Here is a 17951-nt window from a genome sequence, read left to right as displayed (position 1 = left end):
GAGAAACTCTGCCGCCGGATGACCAAGGGTTCCTGGGCCAGGCTAATCCGCCCAGGGTAAGTCGGGACCTAAGGCGAGGCCGACAGGCGTAGTCGATGGACAACGGGTTGATATTCCCGTACCCGTGTGAACGCGCCCATGGCGAACCTTGTGATACTAACCGCCCGAAGCCCGCTCTGATCCTTCGGGTGAGGAGTGACGTGGAGCGCGGGACCTGAACTTGTAGTAGTCAAGCGATGGGGTGACGCAGGAGGGTAGCTCCGCCAGTGAGTGGTAGTACTGGTGTAAGCGTGTAGGCCGACGTGTAGGCAAATCCGCACGTCATATAGGCTGAGACGTGATGCATAGCCGATTGAGGCGAAGTAGGGTGATCCCATGCTGTCGAGAAAAGCCTCTAGTGAGTGTTCATGCGGCCCGTACCCCAAACCGACACAGGTGGTCAGGTAGAGAATACCGAGGCGATCGGGCGAACTGTGGTTAAGGAACTCGGCAAAATGCCCCCGTAACTTCGGGAGAAGGGGGGCCGAGGGATTTGAAGCCCCTTGCGGGCTAGGATTTTTCGGCCGCAGAGACCAGCGAGAAGCGACTGTTTACTAAAAACACAGGTCCGTGCGAAGTCGCAAGACGATGTATACGGACTGACGCCTGCCCGGTGCTGGAACGTTAAGGGGACCGGTTAGCTCTTCGGGGCGAGGCTGAGAACTTAAGCGCCAGTAAACGGCGGTGGTAACTATAACCATCCTAAGGTAGCGAAATTCCTTGTCGGGTAAGTTCCGACCTGCACGAATGGCGTAACGACTTCTCGACTGTCTCAACCACAGGCCCGGCGAAATTGCACTACGAGTAAAGATGCTCGTTACGCGCGGCAGGACGGAAAGACCCCGGGACCTTTACTATAGCTTGGTATTGGTGTTCGGTTCGGCTTGTGTAGGATAGGTGGGAGACTGGGAAGCGGCCACGCCAGTGGTTGTGGAGTCGTCGTTGAAATACCACTCTGGTCGTACTGGATGTCTAACCTCGGTCCGTGATCCGGATCAGGGACAGTGCCTGGTGGGTAGTTTAACTGGGGCGGTTGCCTCCCAAAGGGTAACGGAGGCGCTCAAAGGTTCCCTCAGCCTGGTTGGCAATCAGGTGTCGAGTGCAAGTGCACAAGGGGGCTTGACTGTGAGACCGACAGGTCGAGCAGGGACGAAAGTCGGAACTAGTGATCCGGCCATGGCTTGTGGAAGCGTGGTCGCTCAACGGATAAAAGGTACCCCGGGGATAACAGGCTGATCTTGCCCAAGAGTCCATATCGACGGCATGGTTTGGCACCTCGATGTCGGCTCGTCGCATCCTGGGGCTGGAGTAGGTCCCAAGGGTTGGGCTGTTCGCCCATTAAAGCGGTACGCGAGCTGGGTTTAGAACGTCGTGAGACAGTTCGGTCCCTATCCGCCGCGCGCGTAGGATACTTGCGGAAGGCTGTCCCTAGTACGAGAGGACCGGGACGGACGGACCTCTGGTGTGCCAGTTGTCCTGCCAAGGGCATTGCTGGTTGGCTACGTTCGGAAGGGATAACCGCTGAAAGCATCTAAGCGGGAAGCCTGTTCCTAGATGAGGTATCCCACCCTTTGTGGGGTAAGGCCCCCAAGAGACTATTGGGTTGATAGGCCGGAGATGGAAGGCCGGTAACGGCTGGAGTTGACCGGTACTAATAGGCCGAGGACTTGCTCACAAACATGCTACGCATCCACTGTGCGGTTCTGAAGGAACCGAACCGGACCACCACGGTCCCGGGCCCGGGAGGGTGTCGGGGTGTGGTGCCTACGGGTTGGTAATTTCATAGTGTTTCGGTGGTCATAGCGGTTGGGGAACACCCGGTCCCATTCCGAACCCGGTAGTTAAGCCTTCCAGCGCCGATGGTACTGCACTCGTGAGGGTGTGGGAGAGTAGGACGCCGCCGAACAATCATTCCTTCAGGGGTACCCGGTCCGCCGGGTACCCCTGAAGGCTTTTTGCGTTGCCGGTGGTGCTTCGGAGCGCGGCACGGACTATTTTCTTGCCATGCACCACGAGCACGCCGACCCCAGAGCACTCCGCAGGTCGGGCGCGGACCCCTCGACCCCGCTTACGTCCGACCTGGCGACCAGCCCGTTCCGAGTCGACCGGGACCGGGTGGCCAGCTCGCCGTTCTTCGCCCGGCTCGGCGGCGTCACCCAGGTGGTGAGTTCCACGGGCTCGGGCCTCCTGGTGCACAACCGGCTGACCCACAGTCTGAAGGTGGCGCAAGCCGCACGGGCCATCGCCGAACGGCTCGGCGCACGGCCGGAACTCGCCGGCGTGCTCGACAAGCTGGGCGGGTGCGACCCGGACGTGGTCGAAGCCGCGGCCCTCGCGCACGACCTGGGCCACCCGCCGTTCGGGCACCTCGGGGAGCAGGTGCTGGACCGCCTCGCCCGCCACCGGTTCGGACTGTCCGACGGGTTCGAGGGCAACGCCCAGTCGTTCCGCATCGTCACCACCACCGACGTGCGCGGGCCCGCCGCGGTCGGTCTCGACCTGACCGTCGCGGTCCGGGCGGCGATGCTCAAGTACCCGTGGACCCGACTGTCCTACCCGAAGCCACACCCGAAGGACCTGCCGGTCCCGCCTCGCGGCGCGGCCGAGCCGCCCGACGCGCCGGGCACCGGCACGTCGAAGTTCTCCGCCTACGTCACCGAACTCGAAGACCTGGCGCAAGCGCGCGAGTTCTACGCGGGCCGGCTGGAACCGTGGCAGCAGACCGTCGAAGCGTCGGTGATGGACACCGCGGACGACATCGCCTACGCCATCCACGACCTGGAGGACTTCCACCGGGTCGGGGTGTTGCAGCACGCGACCGTCTCGGCCGAGTTGAACACGTGGCTGGATCACGCCCTCGACCTCGCCGGCCTCAGCGCCGCCGACCTGGCCGCGCAGGAACGCCGACCAGGCCGTTCGCTGGAAGCCCTGCGCCGCCGGCTGCACGCGAAGGACTCGTGGGCGGTGGACGATGGCGCGTTCGCGCAGGCCGTGGCGATGGTGCGGACCGAACTGGTGGGCGGATTGCTGTCCGTCCCGTTCGACGGGTCGGTGGAAGCCGAACAGGCGGTCGCGGCGTTCTCGTCGCGGTGGACGCGGAGGCTGGTGGACTCGGTCGGCGTGCTCGACGAGCCGACCACCAGGTCCGGGCACGTGGTGCTGGCAGTCCAGCAGTGGCACGAGGTCCAGGTGCTCAAGTTCGTACACCGAAGGTTCGTGTTGCTTCGGCCCGACCTCGCCCTGCACCAGCGTGGCCAGGCCCGGCTGCTGACCGCGCTGGTCGAAGCCCTGGAGCAGTGGGCGACCGACCGGCACGAGGCCGACCGGCTGCCGCGCCGGCTGCACGACCTGATCGAACTCGCCACCACCGAGTACACCGCGCTGGCGCGCACCGACCCGTCTTCCCTGGTCGGGGCGACGGGGGATACACCGTCCGGGCCGGACGCCGTTCGGGCGCTCGCGCGCGGCCGGGCGGTGGTCGACTTCGTCGCCTCGCTGACCGACAACCAGGCCGCCGCGCTGCTCGACGCCTTGTCAGGGCGCACCGGCCAGCTGTGGACAGACGCCTTCGTACTGTGAACTGTGATGGTTCCTGCCGTTTGAGAAGTAGTCCGAACGGTGGCAGACGGTACTCGTCCGCGCACAATACGTTGTGAGCCCTTGGTCGGAGACATCCGACCGTTGGCCGCGTGCGTCGGGGGCACGCTTGACGTTGGGGGACGCCAGTATGCGCTCACCGAACCGCCGATCCCGAAGAAACTCCCTGATCACAGCCGGTGCCGCGGTCCTGATCACGCTGCTCGGCTCGGTCACGCCGGTCTCCGCCGACCCGGCCCGCGCGGCCAAGAGTCCGGAGGACAAGACCGCCGCCCAGATCTCCGCGCTCCAGGCCATCAAGAAGTCCGTCACGCCCGCCGAGTCCAAAGTGGACAGCGCGCTGATCGTGGAACAGCGCCGCCGGTCCAACGCCACGACGTTCAACAAGCTCCCCGAACTCCAGACCGGGGTGAAGGTCCAAAGCGGAAACACCGTTCTGGTGGACATCCGCGCCAACAAGGTCACCGACGAGCTGGTCGCCGCGATCCGCAGCGCGGGCTCCACCATCCGTTCGGTGTCGACCGAGGGCAAGACCGTCCGCGCCCAGATTCCGCTGTGGGCGCTGAGCCGGCTCGCCGCGCGCGGTGACGTCCGGCGCGTGGAGACGGCCGTCGACTACAAGTCGTTCCACCAGCAGGACCGCACCGCCCGGGACGCCAAGGCTCCTTCCAAGGAGGACAAGGCCAAGGAGGTCGAGGCCCGCACCCGCGAGGCGCTCGACTCGCCGAAGATCGCCGCCGCGAAGATCAGCGAAGGCGACCGGGCGCACGCCGCCGACACCGCCCGGCAGACACATCGGGTCACCGGTACCGGCGTGAAGCTGTGCGCGCTGTCCGACGGCGTGACCTCGCTGGCCGCGTCGCAGGCCGCGGGCGAACTGCCCGCCGTGGACGTGCTGCCCAGCCAGGAAGGCTCCGGTGACGAGGGCACCGCGATGTTGGAGATCCTCCACGACATCGCGCCCAACGCCGAACTCGGCTTCGCCACCGCCGTCAACGGCGACGCCAGCTTCGCGGACAACATCCGAGGTCTGCGGTTCCGGCTCGGCTGCGACGTGATCGTCGACGACATCCTCTACTTCAACGAGTCGCCGTTCCAGGACGGCGTCATCGCCCAGGCCGTGGACGCGGTCACCGCCGACGGCGCGGTGTTCTTCTCGTCCGCCGGCAACGAGGGCAACGTGGCCGAGGGCACCTCCGGGCACTGGGAAGGCGACTTCGTCGACTCGGGCGTGGGCATCGGCAAGTTCGCGGGCACCGCCCACGACTTCAACCCCGACCCGAACGCCAAGCAGGTGTTCAACCCGCTGTCGGAGAGTTCCGGCAACGTCCCGGTGACGCTGTTCTGGTCCGACCCGCTGGGGTCGTCGTTCAACGACTACGACCTGTACGTGGCCAACGGTCAGGGCAACGTCGTGGCGTTCAGCCAGAACAACCAGGACGGCACCCAGGACCCCTACGAGCGGGTCCAGACGCCGACTGGCGGCACCGCGTCGGGCCTGCGCCTGGCCGTGGTCAAGTTCCGAGGCGAGAACAAGTACCTCGCGCTGTCCGCGCTCGGCGGCCGGTTCAAGGACTCGTCCGACGGGCTGAAGAAGTTCGCCACCCCCGGCGTGACCCGGGGCCACTCGGCGGCCAAGGGCGCGATCTCGGTCGCGGCGGCCCCGGCCAACAACCCGCTGCCGTTCGACCTCGAACCCGGTGACCCGGCGAACCCGCGCGGGCCGTACCCGAACGCCTTCGAGCGCACGCAGAAGCCGGAGCGCTTCACCTCCGACGGTCCGCGCCGGGTGTTCTTCGCGCCCGACGGCACCCCGCGCGCCGAGGTCAGGCAGAAGCCCGACCTCACCGCGGCCGACGGTGTGCAGACCACGCTGGCCGGCTTCAACCCGTTTTTCGGGACCTCGGCGTCCGCGCCGAACGCCGCCGCCATCGCCGGCCTGATCCTGTCCGGCAACCCCGGCCTCACCCCGGCCGAGGTGCGCGAAGCGCTGACCACCACGGCGCTGGACATCGCCGAGACCGGCGTGGACAACCGGACCGGCGCGGGCATCGTGCGCGCCGACCTGGCGCTCGCGTACACGGGCGCGTCGCCGCAGCCGCTGGCGCGTGCGCAGAAGCCGTCGATCGTGAACGACGTGGACGGCAGCCAGTACCTCAAGCCGGGCACGACCGCCACGATCACCGTGCCGGTCGCCAACAGCGGTGACGGCGTCGCGGCGTCGACCAGCCTCGTGCTGACCACGCCCACGGCGGGCGTCACCATCGCGCCCCGCTCGAAGTACTACGGCAACGTCGAGGTCGGCCAGACCGTGACCAACACGTTCAAGGTGACCGTCCCGGCGTCCGCACCGGTCGGCGTGCCGCTGCGGCTCGACGCCAAGGTGACCTACGCCGGGTCCACGTCGCCGACGACCAGCACGTTCCAGCTCAACGTCGGCGAGCCGTCCCGCGAGACCAAGCACTTCGCCTACAGCGGGCCGGTGCTGGCCATCCCGGACAACGACGCGGTGGGCGTGACGGTGCAGATCCCGGTCACCGGGGTCGGCCGCGGCTCGAAGATCACGTTCTCCATCGACGGCGACACCTGCTCGTCGGCCGACGGTGCGACCACGGTCGGCATCGACCACACGTTCGTCGGCGACCTGGTCGGCACGCTGACCTCGCCCTCGGGCGCGACGGCGACGCTGTTCCAGCGCTCCGGCGGCACCGGGGCCAACCTGTGCCAGGTCGTGTTCGACGACTCGGCGGCCCGCGCGTTCTCGACCGTGACGGCGAGCAACGCGCCGTTCACCGGCTCGTGGAAGGGCGTCGGTTCGCTGAACGCCCTGCTCGCCGACTCGGTCGACGGCACGTGGACGTTCAAGGTGACCGACAACGCGGCTGCCGACCGCGGCTCGATCCGCACGGTGGCGCTGCACCTCAACGGCTACGTCTGAGCCGCCGGTCCTGGCGGGCCGACCACGTCGCCCCGCCCGGACCCCGGCCTGAACGCCGTTGAGCTACAACGAATCGCATGACCCGAAGGCCGGTTCCCGTTGCGGGGACCGGCCTTCGGTGTGCTCTGCGCCCTGCCTGGCCCGGTCGCTCCAACTGGCACGACGGCGGCGCCGACCCCGACCTGCCGGCGCCGACCCAGATCCAACGACGCCGACCCGAGCCGGACAGGCCGAGCCGGACAGGGCGACGCCGACCCGGACACGGCGACGGCCCTCGGGATTCCGAATCCCGAGGGCCGTCGCTTAGGACCTGCTACCCCGATTCGACCGTGGTCGTCGGGGCGAAACCTACTTCGGCCACTCCCACCGGATGCCGAACACGCCCGGACCGAACCCGAGCGCCACCGCGTGCACGCCACCGGCGTTGTCCAACGCCAGGTTGCGCCGCCGCGAAGGCGTGTCGTCGCCGGCCGGCACGCTGAACTGCTGGCAGCGCGACGGCAGGTACGACTGGTCGAACCGGACCTCGATCACGTACTCCCGCACCGGAAGCCGGAACTTGCGGGCGAACGTGTTGTTGCCCGCCGGGTAGTGCCCCTCCTTGAAGAGGAGTTCGTACTCCATGATGATCGTCTCGCCCCGTGCCAGGGGACGGTCGAACATCAGCTCGGCCGCCATGATCGTGGCGTCGGTGTCCTCGGCGACCCGGCCCAGGTGGCAGTTCCGCAGGTTGACCACCTGCGGGAGCACGTCGGACTCCTCGGTCTCGAACACCAGCGCCCAGCGGTCCGGGCCGTCCTGCTCGGCCCGCAGGATCTGCCGGACCCACGCCGATCGCTGCCCGCCGTCGGCAGCGATCTCGATGCGGTCGTGCTGGCTGATCCGGCCGAGCTTCACGTCGGAGGACGTGTCCACCTTCGTGAGCAGGTTGGCGACTCGCTCGCGACGCGCCCACAGCGCGTCGATCGGCATCATCGTCGTCGGGCGCGACCGCCTGCCGCGCGGCCTCGGCGGGCCGAGCAGGGCGGACAAGCCCGCCTGCGGCACGCCGAGCACGGTCTCCAGGTGGCGCAGTGCTTCAAGCGACTCGGGACGCTCGGGTCGACGTCGGCCGGACTGCCAGTAGCTCAGCGTCGCGACACTGATGGTGACCCCGCGCAGGGCGAGCCTGTGCTGGATGCGGTCGAGACTCAACCTGCTGGCTTTGATAGCTGCCCTCAACGCCTCGGGGAAGGGACCCGTGGTCAAGAGCTGCGCAAGACTGCCGTGTCCCGTCGAGTCGAGTTCGTCGACGGACAGGTTGGGTCGACCGGCAGCGTTGGTCATTGTGACTCCCCGCTGTCATTAGATCACGCCCCAGTGACCCTACCCGCCAACGCAGGGCGTTGGTGCCTTCCAGGCGGAGTCAATGGTTGGGCCATACGGGTTACGAGTTCACTGGGATGGCGCTCGTTCTGTCAAGTGGTGATTGCCCTAGCTTCGGTATCTGTAAACCCGCCGGTAACATTGTGCCCGAGGTTCCGGAGGTTCAGGTAGTCGCCTTCGGGTTATATGCGCGCCGTTATGGCCCAGCCCCGGACCGTCACCCGCACCCACCGCTGCCGTCGGATGGCGTTGCGTGATCGATTGGCCCTACTGTGTGCCCGGTGACCGCCGCCCAGGACCTCGTGCCCGTGCCGGAGGACCCGCTCACCGAGGTGGCCGCAGCGGTCCTGGGCGCGGGCCGGCACGAGGTCGTGGACCTGCTCGACGTCGTCCGCCACCCCACCCCGCACCCGGTGGACGTCGTCCGCGCGGGAGACGACCTCCTTCCCCGGCTCGCCCACCAGAACGCCCTGCCCCAGGCGCTCCGCCTGGCCCGCCAGGCCCTGCGCCCCGGCGGTCTCCTCGTGGCGGCGGTCCCCGAGCTGGACAAGCTCAGCCGGCTCCGTCCCGTCGCGCCGCCCCCGAAGGTGTCCGGCCGGGGCCAGAACCGCCAGGTCACCGTCCAGTTGTGGGACTGGTCGCCGGACGGCGAGTCGTACGCGCTGGAGGTCGTCCAGCTGGTGCGCGGCGAGACCACGTGGGAGGTGGCCAACACCGTGGCCACCCGCCACCGCGTCCTGTCGCCCGAGCAGATCTCGGACGAACTCACCGAAGCGGGCTTCAGCGCCGTCCAACGCCTCTCCCCGGCCGAATGCGGCCACCCCCTGCCCGTGTGGGTGGCGGTGGCCCCGGCATGACCACTCCCCGCACGACCACTTCCGGCGCGATCGCACCCGCCGGCGTGCCCGCACCATGACGGCACGACCATGACCAAGATCCGTCCGGCCGCAGGGGGCGGCCGAGCGGTCGAGGTCGCCCCCGAGCGCCTGGCCGGCTGGTTCGCCCGCTTCGCCGACCGCCACGACGGCATAGCCACGACCCGGACCACCCCGACCCAGGTGGTCGTCACAGCCCGCGACGGGGCCACCGCAGAGGTGACAACTTCCTTTGAAGAATTCACCCCTACGGGTGAGGCTGATGGTCTCGACATCGCCTCACTGCTAGCTCACGCCACCACGTCCCGTCGCCTCGGTCTCCTCCTCGTCCGTCTGGGCGGCCACAGCATCGGCGTCGCGATGGACGGTGCCGTGCTCGTCTCGGCTACCGACAGTCGCCAGGTCCACGGCCGCAACAAGGCCGGCGGCTGGTCCCAACAACGCTTCGCCCGCCGTCGAGAAGGCCAGGCTCGGGTAGCCCTCCAGGCCGCAGCCGACGACGCCGCCAGAGTCCTCGTCCCACGCCTGGACGAACTGGACGCCGTGGTCCTGGGCGGCGACCGTCAGGCACTCGACACCCTCCGCGACGACCGAAGGCTCACCACCCTCTTCGCCCGAGCCTCCCGCCGGGTGCTGGACGTCCCGGAACCCCGCCGCACGGTCCTGGACGACGCCGCCGAACGCGCCCGAGCCGTAGAGATCATCATCCGAGACTCCAACCCTGACCACCCTCACGACGTCGAGGACCCCTTGGCCCCGTTGCCCGAGGACCCTCCACCCCAATACCGCCCGTAGACCCCGACACCCCACCGCTCTTCTCGCCGCCCCACCGCGCCGCACCCTGCCCTCCGCACCCTGCCCTCCGCACCTACATCTCCGCGCCGCCTTCCGCGCCCGCCCGCCTTCCGCGCCCGACCTCCCGCCCTGCCTCCGCGCCTGACCTCCCGCCTTGCTTCCGAGCGCAGCCCTGAGCGTCACCTCTCTGGACAGCCTCAGAGATCGGCCCCTGGATGCCGTCCCATCCGGGCTCTGGGTGCCGCTCGCATCCCCGCGGTGGCTGCCTCCGCGCCCAGCGGCAACCATTCGCAACTCTCTGCTCGCATCCCGCCGCCAATGCCGAAGTCCGGTTGCGGCTGCCCCGCTTCTCCGCTGCCCCGCCTCTTTGCCTTGTCCTGCGGCCTGCCGCGCCTTCGCCGTTTCCGATCAAAAGGTCTTGGCGACCTCCCGAGCGGTGGCGAGCGCGGCCTGGCGCGAGTCCTCGGCGTCACCGGCCAAGGTCGGGTGGTGGCGGATCGAGGTCAGGTCCGTGATCCCCGTCCACCGGAGCCAGTCGTCGAAGTAGGCGGACTGGAAGTTCGACCCGAACGTCGGCGCGACCCCGGGCCCCCACACCGCGCTGGTGTAGACGACCGCCGCCCGCTTGCCCCGCCCCGCGAGCAGCGGCAGGTAGCCGGTCTCGGCGTCGAGGCCGAACACCAGTCCGGGCTGCGACACCACGTCCACGAACTGCTTCAGCACGTACGGGATGCCGGAGTTCCACATCGGCACGCTGAACAGCAGTCGGTCGGCCGAGGTGAACCGCTCGACCGCCGCGACCACCTCGCGCCAGACGGCCACCTCGTCCCCCGTCGGCTCGCCGCCGCGGATCACCGCCATCTTCGCGGCGGTCGCCGTCGGGCCGAACGCGGGCAGGCTGCCGTCCCAGAGGTCCCAGTGCTCGACCTCGGCACCGCGACGGGCCTCCCGGTAAGCCTCGACGAACGCGGACGCGATGGTCAGCGACTCGGACGCCTCGGCTCGCGGTGAGGTCGACACGTGCAGGAGCTTGGCCATGGCAATTCCCTTCCTCCTCAAATCGGACTAGAGTCCGTTTCATGGCTGCCGACAGTAGCGGACCGCAGTCCGGTTCGTCAAAGACTTCGATCGACATTTCTTTCCGGGACCTGTCGGTCGAGTACTCGCCGCCCCTCCGGGCCGACGCCGCCCGCAACCGGGTGAAGGTGCTGGCGGCGGCCGCCCACCTGTTCTCCGAGCGCGGGGTGGAGAACGTGACGATGGACGACGTGGCGGCCACCGCCGGCGTCGGGAAGGGGACCCTGTACCGCCGCTTCGGCGACAAGTCGGGCCTGGCCACGGCCCTGCTGGACCACCTGGAGGCCGAACTCCAGCAGGGCATCCTGAGCGGCCCGCCGCCGCTGGGCGGCGGTGCCTCCCCGGTCGAGCGGCTGGTCGCCTTCACGGTCGCCTACCTGGAGTTCCTCCGCGACTCGCTGGACATCGTGCTGCTGTCCCAGACCTCGACGACGGGTGCCCGCTTCCGCACCGGCGCCCACGCGTTCTGGCACAGGCACTGCGAGCACCTGCTGGAGGAGTGCCGCGCGCCCGCTCCCGGCATCGCGGCGGACGTGCTGCTGGCCGGCCTGTCCGCCGAGCAGGTGCAGCACTGGCTGGTCGACCAGGGCCTGCCGTTCGACGACCTGGTCGACGCGTTGTCGCAGGTCACGAGGTCGCTGACAACCTGAGGAAATTCATGACAACCCCCGAGCCTCCCCACCGCATGGATATGGGCGAGGGGGTCACCAAGGAGGTGGTCCACCAGCACCAGGGAGCAGAACCATGCGCACACGTCTCGTTGTCGCGGCCGGCGCCGTCCTCGTCGGCGGCATCGTCGCGGCCGTCCCCGCCCTCGCCGGTCCGTCCGTTGACAACCCGCCCGCACCGGCCGCCCCGACCACGGCCCTGCCCACCGGTCCGTCCGGCCCGCACCCCGGCCCGCACCCCGGTGTCACCCCGGCACCCGCCCCGCCGACCGCCCTGCCCACGACACCGGCCCCGACGACCCCGCCGATCCAGACCAGTCCGCCCCTGCCCACCGCGATCCCGACCACGGCGTTCCCGACCACGGCGTTCCCGAGCACCCCGGCACCGACCTCGCCGCCCGCGCCGACGACCGCGCCCCACCCGCCGACCGCCTACCCGACCACCGCGTGGCCGGAGCCGACCGCGTACCCGACCACCGGCTACCCCCAGCCGACGCCGGCACCGAGCACGACGAGGCGCTGACGGCGTGAGTTGGGACGCGGAGTTCACCGAGCACTTCGACCGGTGCGCCGACTCGATGCGCTTCACGGCGTATTTGTTGTGCGGCAACCACCACGAGGCCGAAGACGTGGTGCAGGCCGCGTTCCTCAAGCTGTACCTGGCCGGGCCGAAGCTGGTCCAGCGAGAGGGCTTGGACGCCTACCTCAGGCGGATCGTGGTCCGCACGTTCCTGGCCGAGCGCCGCAGGGTGCGCTGGCGCCGGGAAAAGCTCAGCGACGTGCTCCCGGAGACCCCGGTGGGCGCGGGGCTGAGTGAAGACAAGTTGGTGGTGTGGCGGGCTTTGTCGGCGGTGCCGGCACGGCAGCGCGCCGTGCTCGTCCTCCGGTACTGGCACGACCTGGGCGTGGAGGAGACGGCGGCCGCGTTGCAGTGCTCGGCCGGCACCGTGAAGAGCAATACCAGTCGCGGCCTCAAGGCGTTGCGGCAGAAGCTGGGACCGGCGTTCGGCGAGCTGTGGCAGGAGGTGTCACCCAATGCTTGAAGACCAACTCAAGGAGCTGTTCGAGGAACTGAACATCGAGCGCCGGCCACGGACGTTCGGTGCCGTGGATGTCATCCACCACGGCCAGGAGGTCAAGAACCGCCGCCGGGCCTTGACCGTGGCGGGCAGCGCCCTGGGCACCACGGCCCTGGTGGTGGCGGTCGGCTTGGCCCTGGCCGGGCTCCCCGGCTCCACCGGTCCGGCCACCCCGCCCGCCCCGGTCAGCACCACCACGGACGGGCCGCACCCGGAACCGTCGATCACGCCGCCCCTGCCGGTCGAGCCGACCGGCTCCCCACCGGTCGAACCGTCGCCCACGACCGCGCCCCGCTCGACCGGCTTCCGGACAACCACCGGAGCGACCGTGCCGCCCGACACCGGGACACCTCAGCCGACAGCCGTGGACAACCCGGCGGCGACCACCCGCAACCCCGGCAGCCCGCCCGTCGTCACCTCGTTACCGGTCGGCCCGACGACCGGCGGTCCCACCCCACCCAACCCCGCGAGTACGGAGGTGTCGACAACGAGCGGACATGCCGCACCGACAACGACGGCCGGTTGACCTGGCGGCGGGCGATGTGGGTCCGTGCCGGTCGCCGAAGCGAGGGCCAACTCGCCGGCTGCGCTCGGGACCAACCCTGCGCAACCCGTCGACACGTGACCTCCGGCCCACGGGGTGTCGCACAGTCCGGCCGCGCCTCCAGCGCGCCTACGACTGGCGATTGGTCGCGTTCCTTGCCTGACGTGGCCAGGTCAGGTGATGACGCGGTGCAGACGGTGCTCGCGACAGGCGGTCATTGGCGGCTGGGCGGTGATTCGTCTGTGTCGACGGGGCTGACCGGGTCGATGCCGACCGCCGTGCCGGAGGCACCGCCTGCTGCCGGGCCGAACTCGCCCTTGCCTCCGTCGCCCTTCGGCTCCGATGACACCTGGCATGGCGTTGCCCAGGCGGTGTCCTGTGGTTGATCAGGGCTTCTGGTAGTTCTGGTGCGTGGCGGGTCGTGGTCGGCGATCGAGCTGTTGCCGCCGCCGGTGGCCAAATGGTGGCCGCAGGTGGCGGGATCGCCGGCGGGTGGTCAACGCGATCCTGTGGAAGCTGCGGAGCGGCGCTGCCTGGCGTGGCCTGCCCGAAGGTACGGTCCGTGGGAGGCCGCCCACGAACGCTTTCGGCTGTGGACGGCGGACGGCACTTGGCGGCGCATCCTCGACCGGGCCGTGGTGAAGGACGACTCGGTCGGTGACATGGAGTGGGTGGTCAGGGTCGACTCCAGTGTGATCCGGCACACCAGCACGCGGTCGGTGCCCGGAGAAAGGGGATGCGGACCCGCCATCGAGGGCCCTCTCGGTCGCGGGCGAGGCGCTCGGACGGCCCCGGGGCGGGCTGAGCACCAGGATCCACCTCGTCGTGGACTGGCGCGGTCTGCCGGTGCGGGTCCTGGTCACGCGCGGCCAGGCCGGGGACAATCTGCAACTGTTGCCGCTGCTGGACACGGGGTACTCGCACGACTCCACCAGGAAGACCCTGAGGGATAGGGGCTGCGGTTCGTCTGTTCCGAACGGGGCCAACCACTCGCCCGCCGCACGGCCAAGGGCTCGCACGGTGGCGACCATCCCCGCCATCGTTTTTTGGCTCAGATGGCACCTGGCGTGGCGTTGCCTAACCCAGTGAGCCGGTGGCGAGGAGGCCGCCGTCGACCCGGACGGTCTCGCCGGTGATCCAGGCGGCGCTGTCCGACACCAGGAAGGCGACCAGGCGGGCGACATCCTCCGGGGTGCCGAGGCGCTTCAGGGGGTACGAGTCGGCCGCTGCCTCTTCCCGCCCGACGTAGAGGGCTTCGGCGAACCGGGTCTTCACCACGGCCGGGGCGACGGCGTTCACCCGGACGCCGGGGCCCAGCTGCCAGGCCAGCTCCTCGGTCAGGCGGATGAGCGCGGCCTTGCTCGCGCCGTAGGCCGCGATGGCCCCGGTCGACCGCAGGCCGCCTACCGAGGCGACGTTGACGATCGCGCCGCCGTGCTCGGCCAGCCACGCCTTCCACGCCAGCTGCACGAAGCCGAGGGCGGCCACGACGTTGACGTCGAAGATCTTCCGGACGGCGTCGAGGTCCGCGTCCACCAGCGGGCCGAAGGTGGGGTTGATGCCGGCGTTGTTCACCAGGACGTCGAGGCGTCCGAACCGCTCGACGGTCCGGGTGACGACTTCGGCCCGGTCTTCGTCGCGGCCGGCGTTGCCGGGCACGGCCAGCACCCGGTCCTCGGGCACGCCCGCGGCGGCGGCCAGGTTCGTGGCGGCCTCGGCCAGGGCGTCGGGCTTGCGGCCGGTGATGGTGACCGCCGCGCCGCGGGTGAGCAGTTCCAGCGCGATGCCGTAGCCGATGCCTCGGCTCGCGCCGGTCACCAGGGCGGTTTTGCCTGAGAACTCGCCGGTGGTCATCCACGCAATGTATGCCGGTGGACACAGGTGGCAAATTCGGTGGCGAACTACCCGTACACTGGTGTCGTGGTCATTTTGATCGAGTAGGTCCGGCGCTCGCCGCGCGCCGTCGACCCCGTCCGACCACTCACCCGGAGCTTCCTCTTGATCACCGCAACCGACCTTGAGTTGCGCGCTGGTTCGCGCATCCTGCTCTCCGACGCGACCCTCCGCGTCCAGCCCGGCGACCGGATCGGCCTCGTCGGCCGCAACGGCGCGGGCAAGACCACGTCCCTGCGCGTTCTCGCGGGCGAGGGGCAGCCCTACGCGGGCGAGGTCCGGCGCACGGGCGAGCTGGGCTACCTGCCGCAGGACCCCCGCGAGGGTGATCTGTCGGTGATCGCGAAGGACCGGGTCCTGTCCGCGCGCGGGCTGGACCAGTTGCTGCGCGACATGGAGAAGTCCCAGTCGGCGATGGCCGAGCTGGTGGACGACGACGAACTCCAGGAGGCCGTGCGCAAGTACGGCCGCCTTGAAGAGCGCTTCTCCGCTCTCGGCGGGTACGCCGCCGAGAGCGAGGCCGCACGCATCTGCTCGAACCTGGGCCTGGCCGACCGCGTGCTGGCGCAGCCGCTGCGCACGCTGTCCGGCGGTCAGCGGCGGCGGGTGGAGCTGGCGCGCATCCTGTTCGCGGCGTCCGAGGCCGGGGTGGGGGCCAAGTCGAGCACGATCCTGCTGATCGACGAGCCGACCAACCACCTCGACGCCGACTCGATCGCGTGGCTGCGCGGCTTCCTCAAGTCGCACGACGGTGGTCTGGTCGTGATCAGCCACGACGTCGAGCTGCTCGACGACGTGGTCAACAAGGTGTGGTTCCTCGACGCGACGCGCGGCGAGGTCGACATCTACAACATGGGCTGGAAGAAGTACCTGGAGGCGAGGGCCGCCGACGAGAAGCGCCGCCGCCGGGAGCGGGCCAACGCCGAGAAGAAGGCCGGCGCGTTGATGGCGCAGGCCGACAAGATGCGGGCGAAGGCGACCAAGGCGGTGGCCGCGCAGAACATGGCGCGCCGGGCCGAGAAGCTGCTGGCCGGTCTGGAGGACGAGCGCCAGGCGGACAAGGTGGCGAAGATCCGCTTCCCGCAGCCTGCCACGTGCGGCCGCACGCCGCTGACCGCCGAGGGGCTGAGCAAGTCCTACGGTTCGCTGGAGGTGTTCACCGGGGTCGACCTGGCGATCGACCGGGGTTCGCGGGTGGTCATCCTCGGGCTGAACGGCGCGGGCAAGACGACGTTGCTTCGCCTGATCGGGTCGATGGAGCGTCCGGACGCGGGCGAGGTCGTGCCCGGTCACGGGCTCAAGCTCGGCTACTTCGCGCAGGAGCACGAGACGTTGGACCACGAGGCCAGCGTCTGGCAGAACATCCGGCACGCCGCGCCGGACGTGCAGGAGCAGCAGTTGCGGTCGCTGCTCGGCACGTTCCTGTTCAGCGGTGAGCAGCTCGACCAGCCCGCCGGCACCCTGTCGGGTGGTGAGAAGACCCGATTGGCGCTTGCGGGTCTGGTGTCGAGCGCGGCGAACGTGCTGCTGCTGGACGAGCCGACGAACAACCTCGACCCGGCCAGCCGGGAGCAGGTGCTCGACGCGCTGCGCCGCTACGAGGGCGCGGTTGTGCTGGTCACGCACGATCCGGGTGCCGTGGAGGCGCTTGAGCCCGAGCGGGTGATCCTGCTGCCGGACGGGGCCGAGGACCACTGGTCGGACGAGTACCTGGAACTCGTGCAGTTGGCCTGAGCCAAGGGCTTTCGCTCCGTAACCCCTGATCCACTCTCAGTGATCAACCGACCGCTCGCCGATCTTTTCGCATGATCGCCTGGCGTTCTTGGTCTTCGTGTTCGATCATTGCGACGACAGGGGCTTTCACGGCCCGACCTGCTGTCTACGGAAGGCGGGACAAGGTGGCTGACCTGAAGAAGGGCGCCCGGATCACCGGCGCCACGCGGGACAAGCTGGCCGCTGACCTGAAGAAGAAGTACGAAAAGGGCGCGAGCATCCGGGCGTTGGCGGAGTCCACCGGACGCTCCTACGGCTTCGTGCACCGGGTGCTCAGCGAGTCCGGTGTGCAGCTGCGCGGTCGCGGTGGCGCCACCCGCACGAAGAAGAAGTAAGCTACCCTCCGGTAACACCGGGCGTCGAGGAGAGACGGCGCCCTCCCGAACCCGGAGGTCACACGCATGTCGGCACCGACCACCATCGACGCCGACCTGCTGGAGCGCGGTGGCGTGCGGCTCGTCGTCGACGGACCGCGCGCGACGGTCACGCTCGACCGTCCCGATGTGCTCAACGCACAGACGCCGTCCACCTGGGCGGCGTTGAGGGCGATCGGCGCGCAGTTGGACCCGGACGTCCGCGTCGTGGTCGTCCGGGGCTCCGGTCGTGCCTTCTCCGCTGGGCTGGACCGGCGCATGTTCAGCGGCGCACCGGTCGAGGGCGAGCCCGGCCTGCCGGAGATCACCCTGCGGGGTCCCGAAGGCGGTGCCGCGCTGATCGCGGAGTTCCAGGAGGGCTTCCGCTGGCTGCGCGACCCCGGCCGGGTGACGATCGCCGCGGTGCGCGGGCACGCCATCGGCGCGGGCTTCCAGCTCGCGCTGGCGTGCGATTTCCGCGTGGCCGCCGACGACGTGCAGTTCTGCATGGCCGAGACGTCCCTCGGCCTGGTGCCCGACCTCGGCGGCACGTTGCCGCTGGTCCGACTGGTCGGGTACGCCCGCGCGGCCGAGATCTGCGTGACCGGGCGACGGGTGGGCGGTGAGGAGGCGCTGCGGATCGGCCTCGCGAACTCCGTCGTGCCCGTCGACGGTCTCGACGCCGCGGTGGACGACCTGGTCGCCCAGGTCGTGCGCCCGATGCCGGGCGCGGTCCGGGAGACGCTCGCGCTGCTCGCGCACGCCGCGGCCGGTGCTTCCGAGGAGGAGCAGCTGGTGGCCGAGCGCACCGCGCAGGTGCGGCGGCTCGCCGAGCTGACCGCCCTGGCGACCGGCACGGCCTCGGCCTGACCGGTCCGACCGGTCCTTCCTCCGGACACCCTTCCCTGATACTGGGCTTGACCTGGGCAAAGTCGGCTTCTGGCGGGCGGTGACC

Annotated in this window: 14 protein-coding genes, 2 rRNA genes and 1 pseudogene (1 of these 17 running past the window's edge); 14 read left to right on the top strand and 3 right to left on the bottom strand. The window is 69.6% G+C overall.

Annotated elements, in window-relative coordinates; translation table 11 throughout:
• From AC0HI0_RS21805 to AC0HI0_RS21790, 4 genes are all read left to right on the top strand, one after another.
• A 23S ribosomal RNA gene (locus AC0HI0_RS21805) occupies positions 1-1714 on the top strand; it begins 1365 nt to the left of the window's first position.
• 114 nt (positions 1715-1828) lie between these two features.
• Positions 1829-1945 (top strand): 5S ribosomal RNA (gene rrf, locus AC0HI0_RS21800).
• A 98-nt stretch (positions 1946-2043) separates the two neighbouring features.
• On the top strand, positions 2044-3618 hold the full coding sequence (locus AC0HI0_RS21795; RefSeq protein WP_480934224.1) for a deoxyguanosinetriphosphate triphosphohydrolase family protein: 1575 nt from the start codon (positions 2044-2046) through the stop codon (positions 3616-3618).
• Positions 3619-3766: 148 nt separating this feature from the next.
• Positions 3767-6574, top strand: coding sequence for a S8 family serine peptidase (locus AC0HI0_RS21790; protein ID WP_480934223.1), 2808 nt, complete (start codon positions 3767-3769; stop codon positions 6572-6574).
• A 348-nt stretch (positions 6575-6922) separates the two neighbouring features.
• On the opposite strand, the gene AC0HI0_RS21785 is transcribed toward AC0HI0_RS21790, so the two are convergent.
• Positions 6923-7768, bottom strand: a complete 846-nt coding sequence (locus AC0HI0_RS21785; RefSeq protein WP_231904784.1) for a hypothetical protein — start codon at positions 7766-7768, stop codon at positions 6923-6925.
• A 452-nt stretch (positions 7769-8220) separates the two neighbouring features.
• Between AC0HI0_RS21785 and AC0HI0_RS21780 the strand changes: the two genes are divergently transcribed.
• Positions 8221-8796, top strand: a complete 576-nt coding sequence (locus AC0HI0_RS21780; protein ID WP_480934222.1) for a hypothetical protein — start codon at positions 8221-8223, stop codon at positions 8794-8796.
• Positions 8797-8865: 69 nt separating this feature from the next.
• Positions 8866-9525: pseudogene (locus AC0HI0_RS21775) on the top strand (acVLRF1 family peptidyl-tRNA hydrolase); the annotation flags it as partial.
• A gap of 492 nt (positions 9526-10017) precedes the next feature.
• Here AC0HI0_RS21775 and AC0HI0_RS21770 read toward each other — a convergent pair.
• Positions 10018-10647 (bottom strand): FMN-dependent NADH-azoreductase, encoded by a 630-nt coding sequence (locus AC0HI0_RS21770; protein WP_480934221.1) that lies wholly within the window; start codon positions 10645-10647, stop codon positions 10018-10020.
• A gap of 41 nt (positions 10648-10688) precedes the next feature.
• Here AC0HI0_RS21770 and AC0HI0_RS21765 point away from each other — a divergent pair, with 41 nt between their 5' ends.
• From AC0HI0_RS21765 to AC0HI0_RS21745, 5 genes are all read left to right on the top strand, one after another.
• Positions 10689-11336 (top strand): TetR/AcrR family transcriptional regulator, encoded by a 648-nt coding sequence (locus AC0HI0_RS21765; RefSeq protein WP_480934220.1) that lies wholly within the window; start codon positions 10689-10691, stop codon positions 11334-11336.
• Positions 11337-11430: 94 nt separating this feature from the next.
• Entirely contained in the window at positions 11431-11877 is a 447-nt protein-coding gene (locus tag AC0HI0_RS21760; RefSeq protein WP_480934219.1) for a hypothetical protein, read from the top strand.
• A 4-nt stretch (positions 11878-11881) separates the two neighbouring features.
• Complete coding sequence (locus tag AC0HI0_RS21755) at positions 11882-12397, top strand: SigE family RNA polymerase sigma factor (RefSeq protein WP_480934218.1); 516 nt, start codon at positions 11882-11884, stop codon at positions 12395-12397.
• Positions 12390-12959 carry a hypothetical protein gene (locus AC0HI0_RS21750; protein WP_480934217.1) on the top strand — a complete coding sequence of 190 codons (570 nt, stop codon included), beginning with the start codon at positions 12390-12392 and terminating at the stop codon, positions 12957-12959. Before AC0HI0_RS21755 ends, AC0HI0_RS21750 begins: the two co-directional genes overlap by 8 nt.
• A 429-nt stretch (positions 12960-13388) precedes the next feature.
• On the top strand, positions 13389-13619 hold the full coding sequence (locus AC0HI0_RS21745) for a transposase (RefSeq protein ID WP_480934216.1): 231 nt from the start codon (positions 13389-13391) through the stop codon (positions 13617-13619).
• A 435-nt stretch (positions 13620-14054) separates the two neighbouring features.
• Here AC0HI0_RS21745 and AC0HI0_RS21740 read toward each other — a convergent pair whose 3' ends face one another.
• On the bottom strand, positions 14055-14831 hold the full coding sequence (locus tag AC0HI0_RS21740) for an SDR family oxidoreductase (protein WP_480934215.1): 777 nt from the start codon (positions 14829-14831) through the stop codon (positions 14055-14057).
• A gap of 144 nt (positions 14832-14975) precedes the next feature.
• On the opposite strand from AC0HI0_RS21740, the gene AC0HI0_RS21735 reads away from it, so the two are divergent.
• The 3 genes from AC0HI0_RS21735 to AC0HI0_RS21725 all read left to right on the top strand — a co-directional run bounded on the left by AC0HI0_RS21735 (position 14976) and on the right by AC0HI0_RS21725 (position 17866).
• On the top strand, positions 14976-16604 hold the full coding sequence (locus AC0HI0_RS21735; RefSeq protein ID WP_480934214.1) for an ABC-F family ATP-binding cassette domain-containing protein: 1629 nt from the start codon (positions 14976-14978) through the stop codon (positions 16602-16604).
• 164 nt (positions 16605-16768) lie between these two features.
• Positions 16769-16978, top strand: a complete 210-nt coding sequence (locus tag AC0HI0_RS21730) for a helix-turn-helix domain-containing protein (protein ID WP_015103570.1) — start codon at positions 16769-16771, stop codon at positions 16976-16978.
• Between the two features lie 66 nt (positions 16979-17044).
• Entirely contained in the window at positions 17045-17866 is an 822-nt protein-coding gene (locus AC0HI0_RS21725) for an enoyl-CoA hydratase/isomerase family protein (RefSeq protein ID WP_480934213.1), read from the top strand.
• The last annotated feature ends 85 nt before the right edge of the window (positions 17867-17951 follow it).

It is taken from the genome of Saccharothrix sp. NBAS 001 (genome assembly GCF_056640475.1).
The sequence above is the reverse complement of the archived record's forward strand: the minus strand, read 5'-3'. Positions and strand labels throughout refer to the sequence as shown.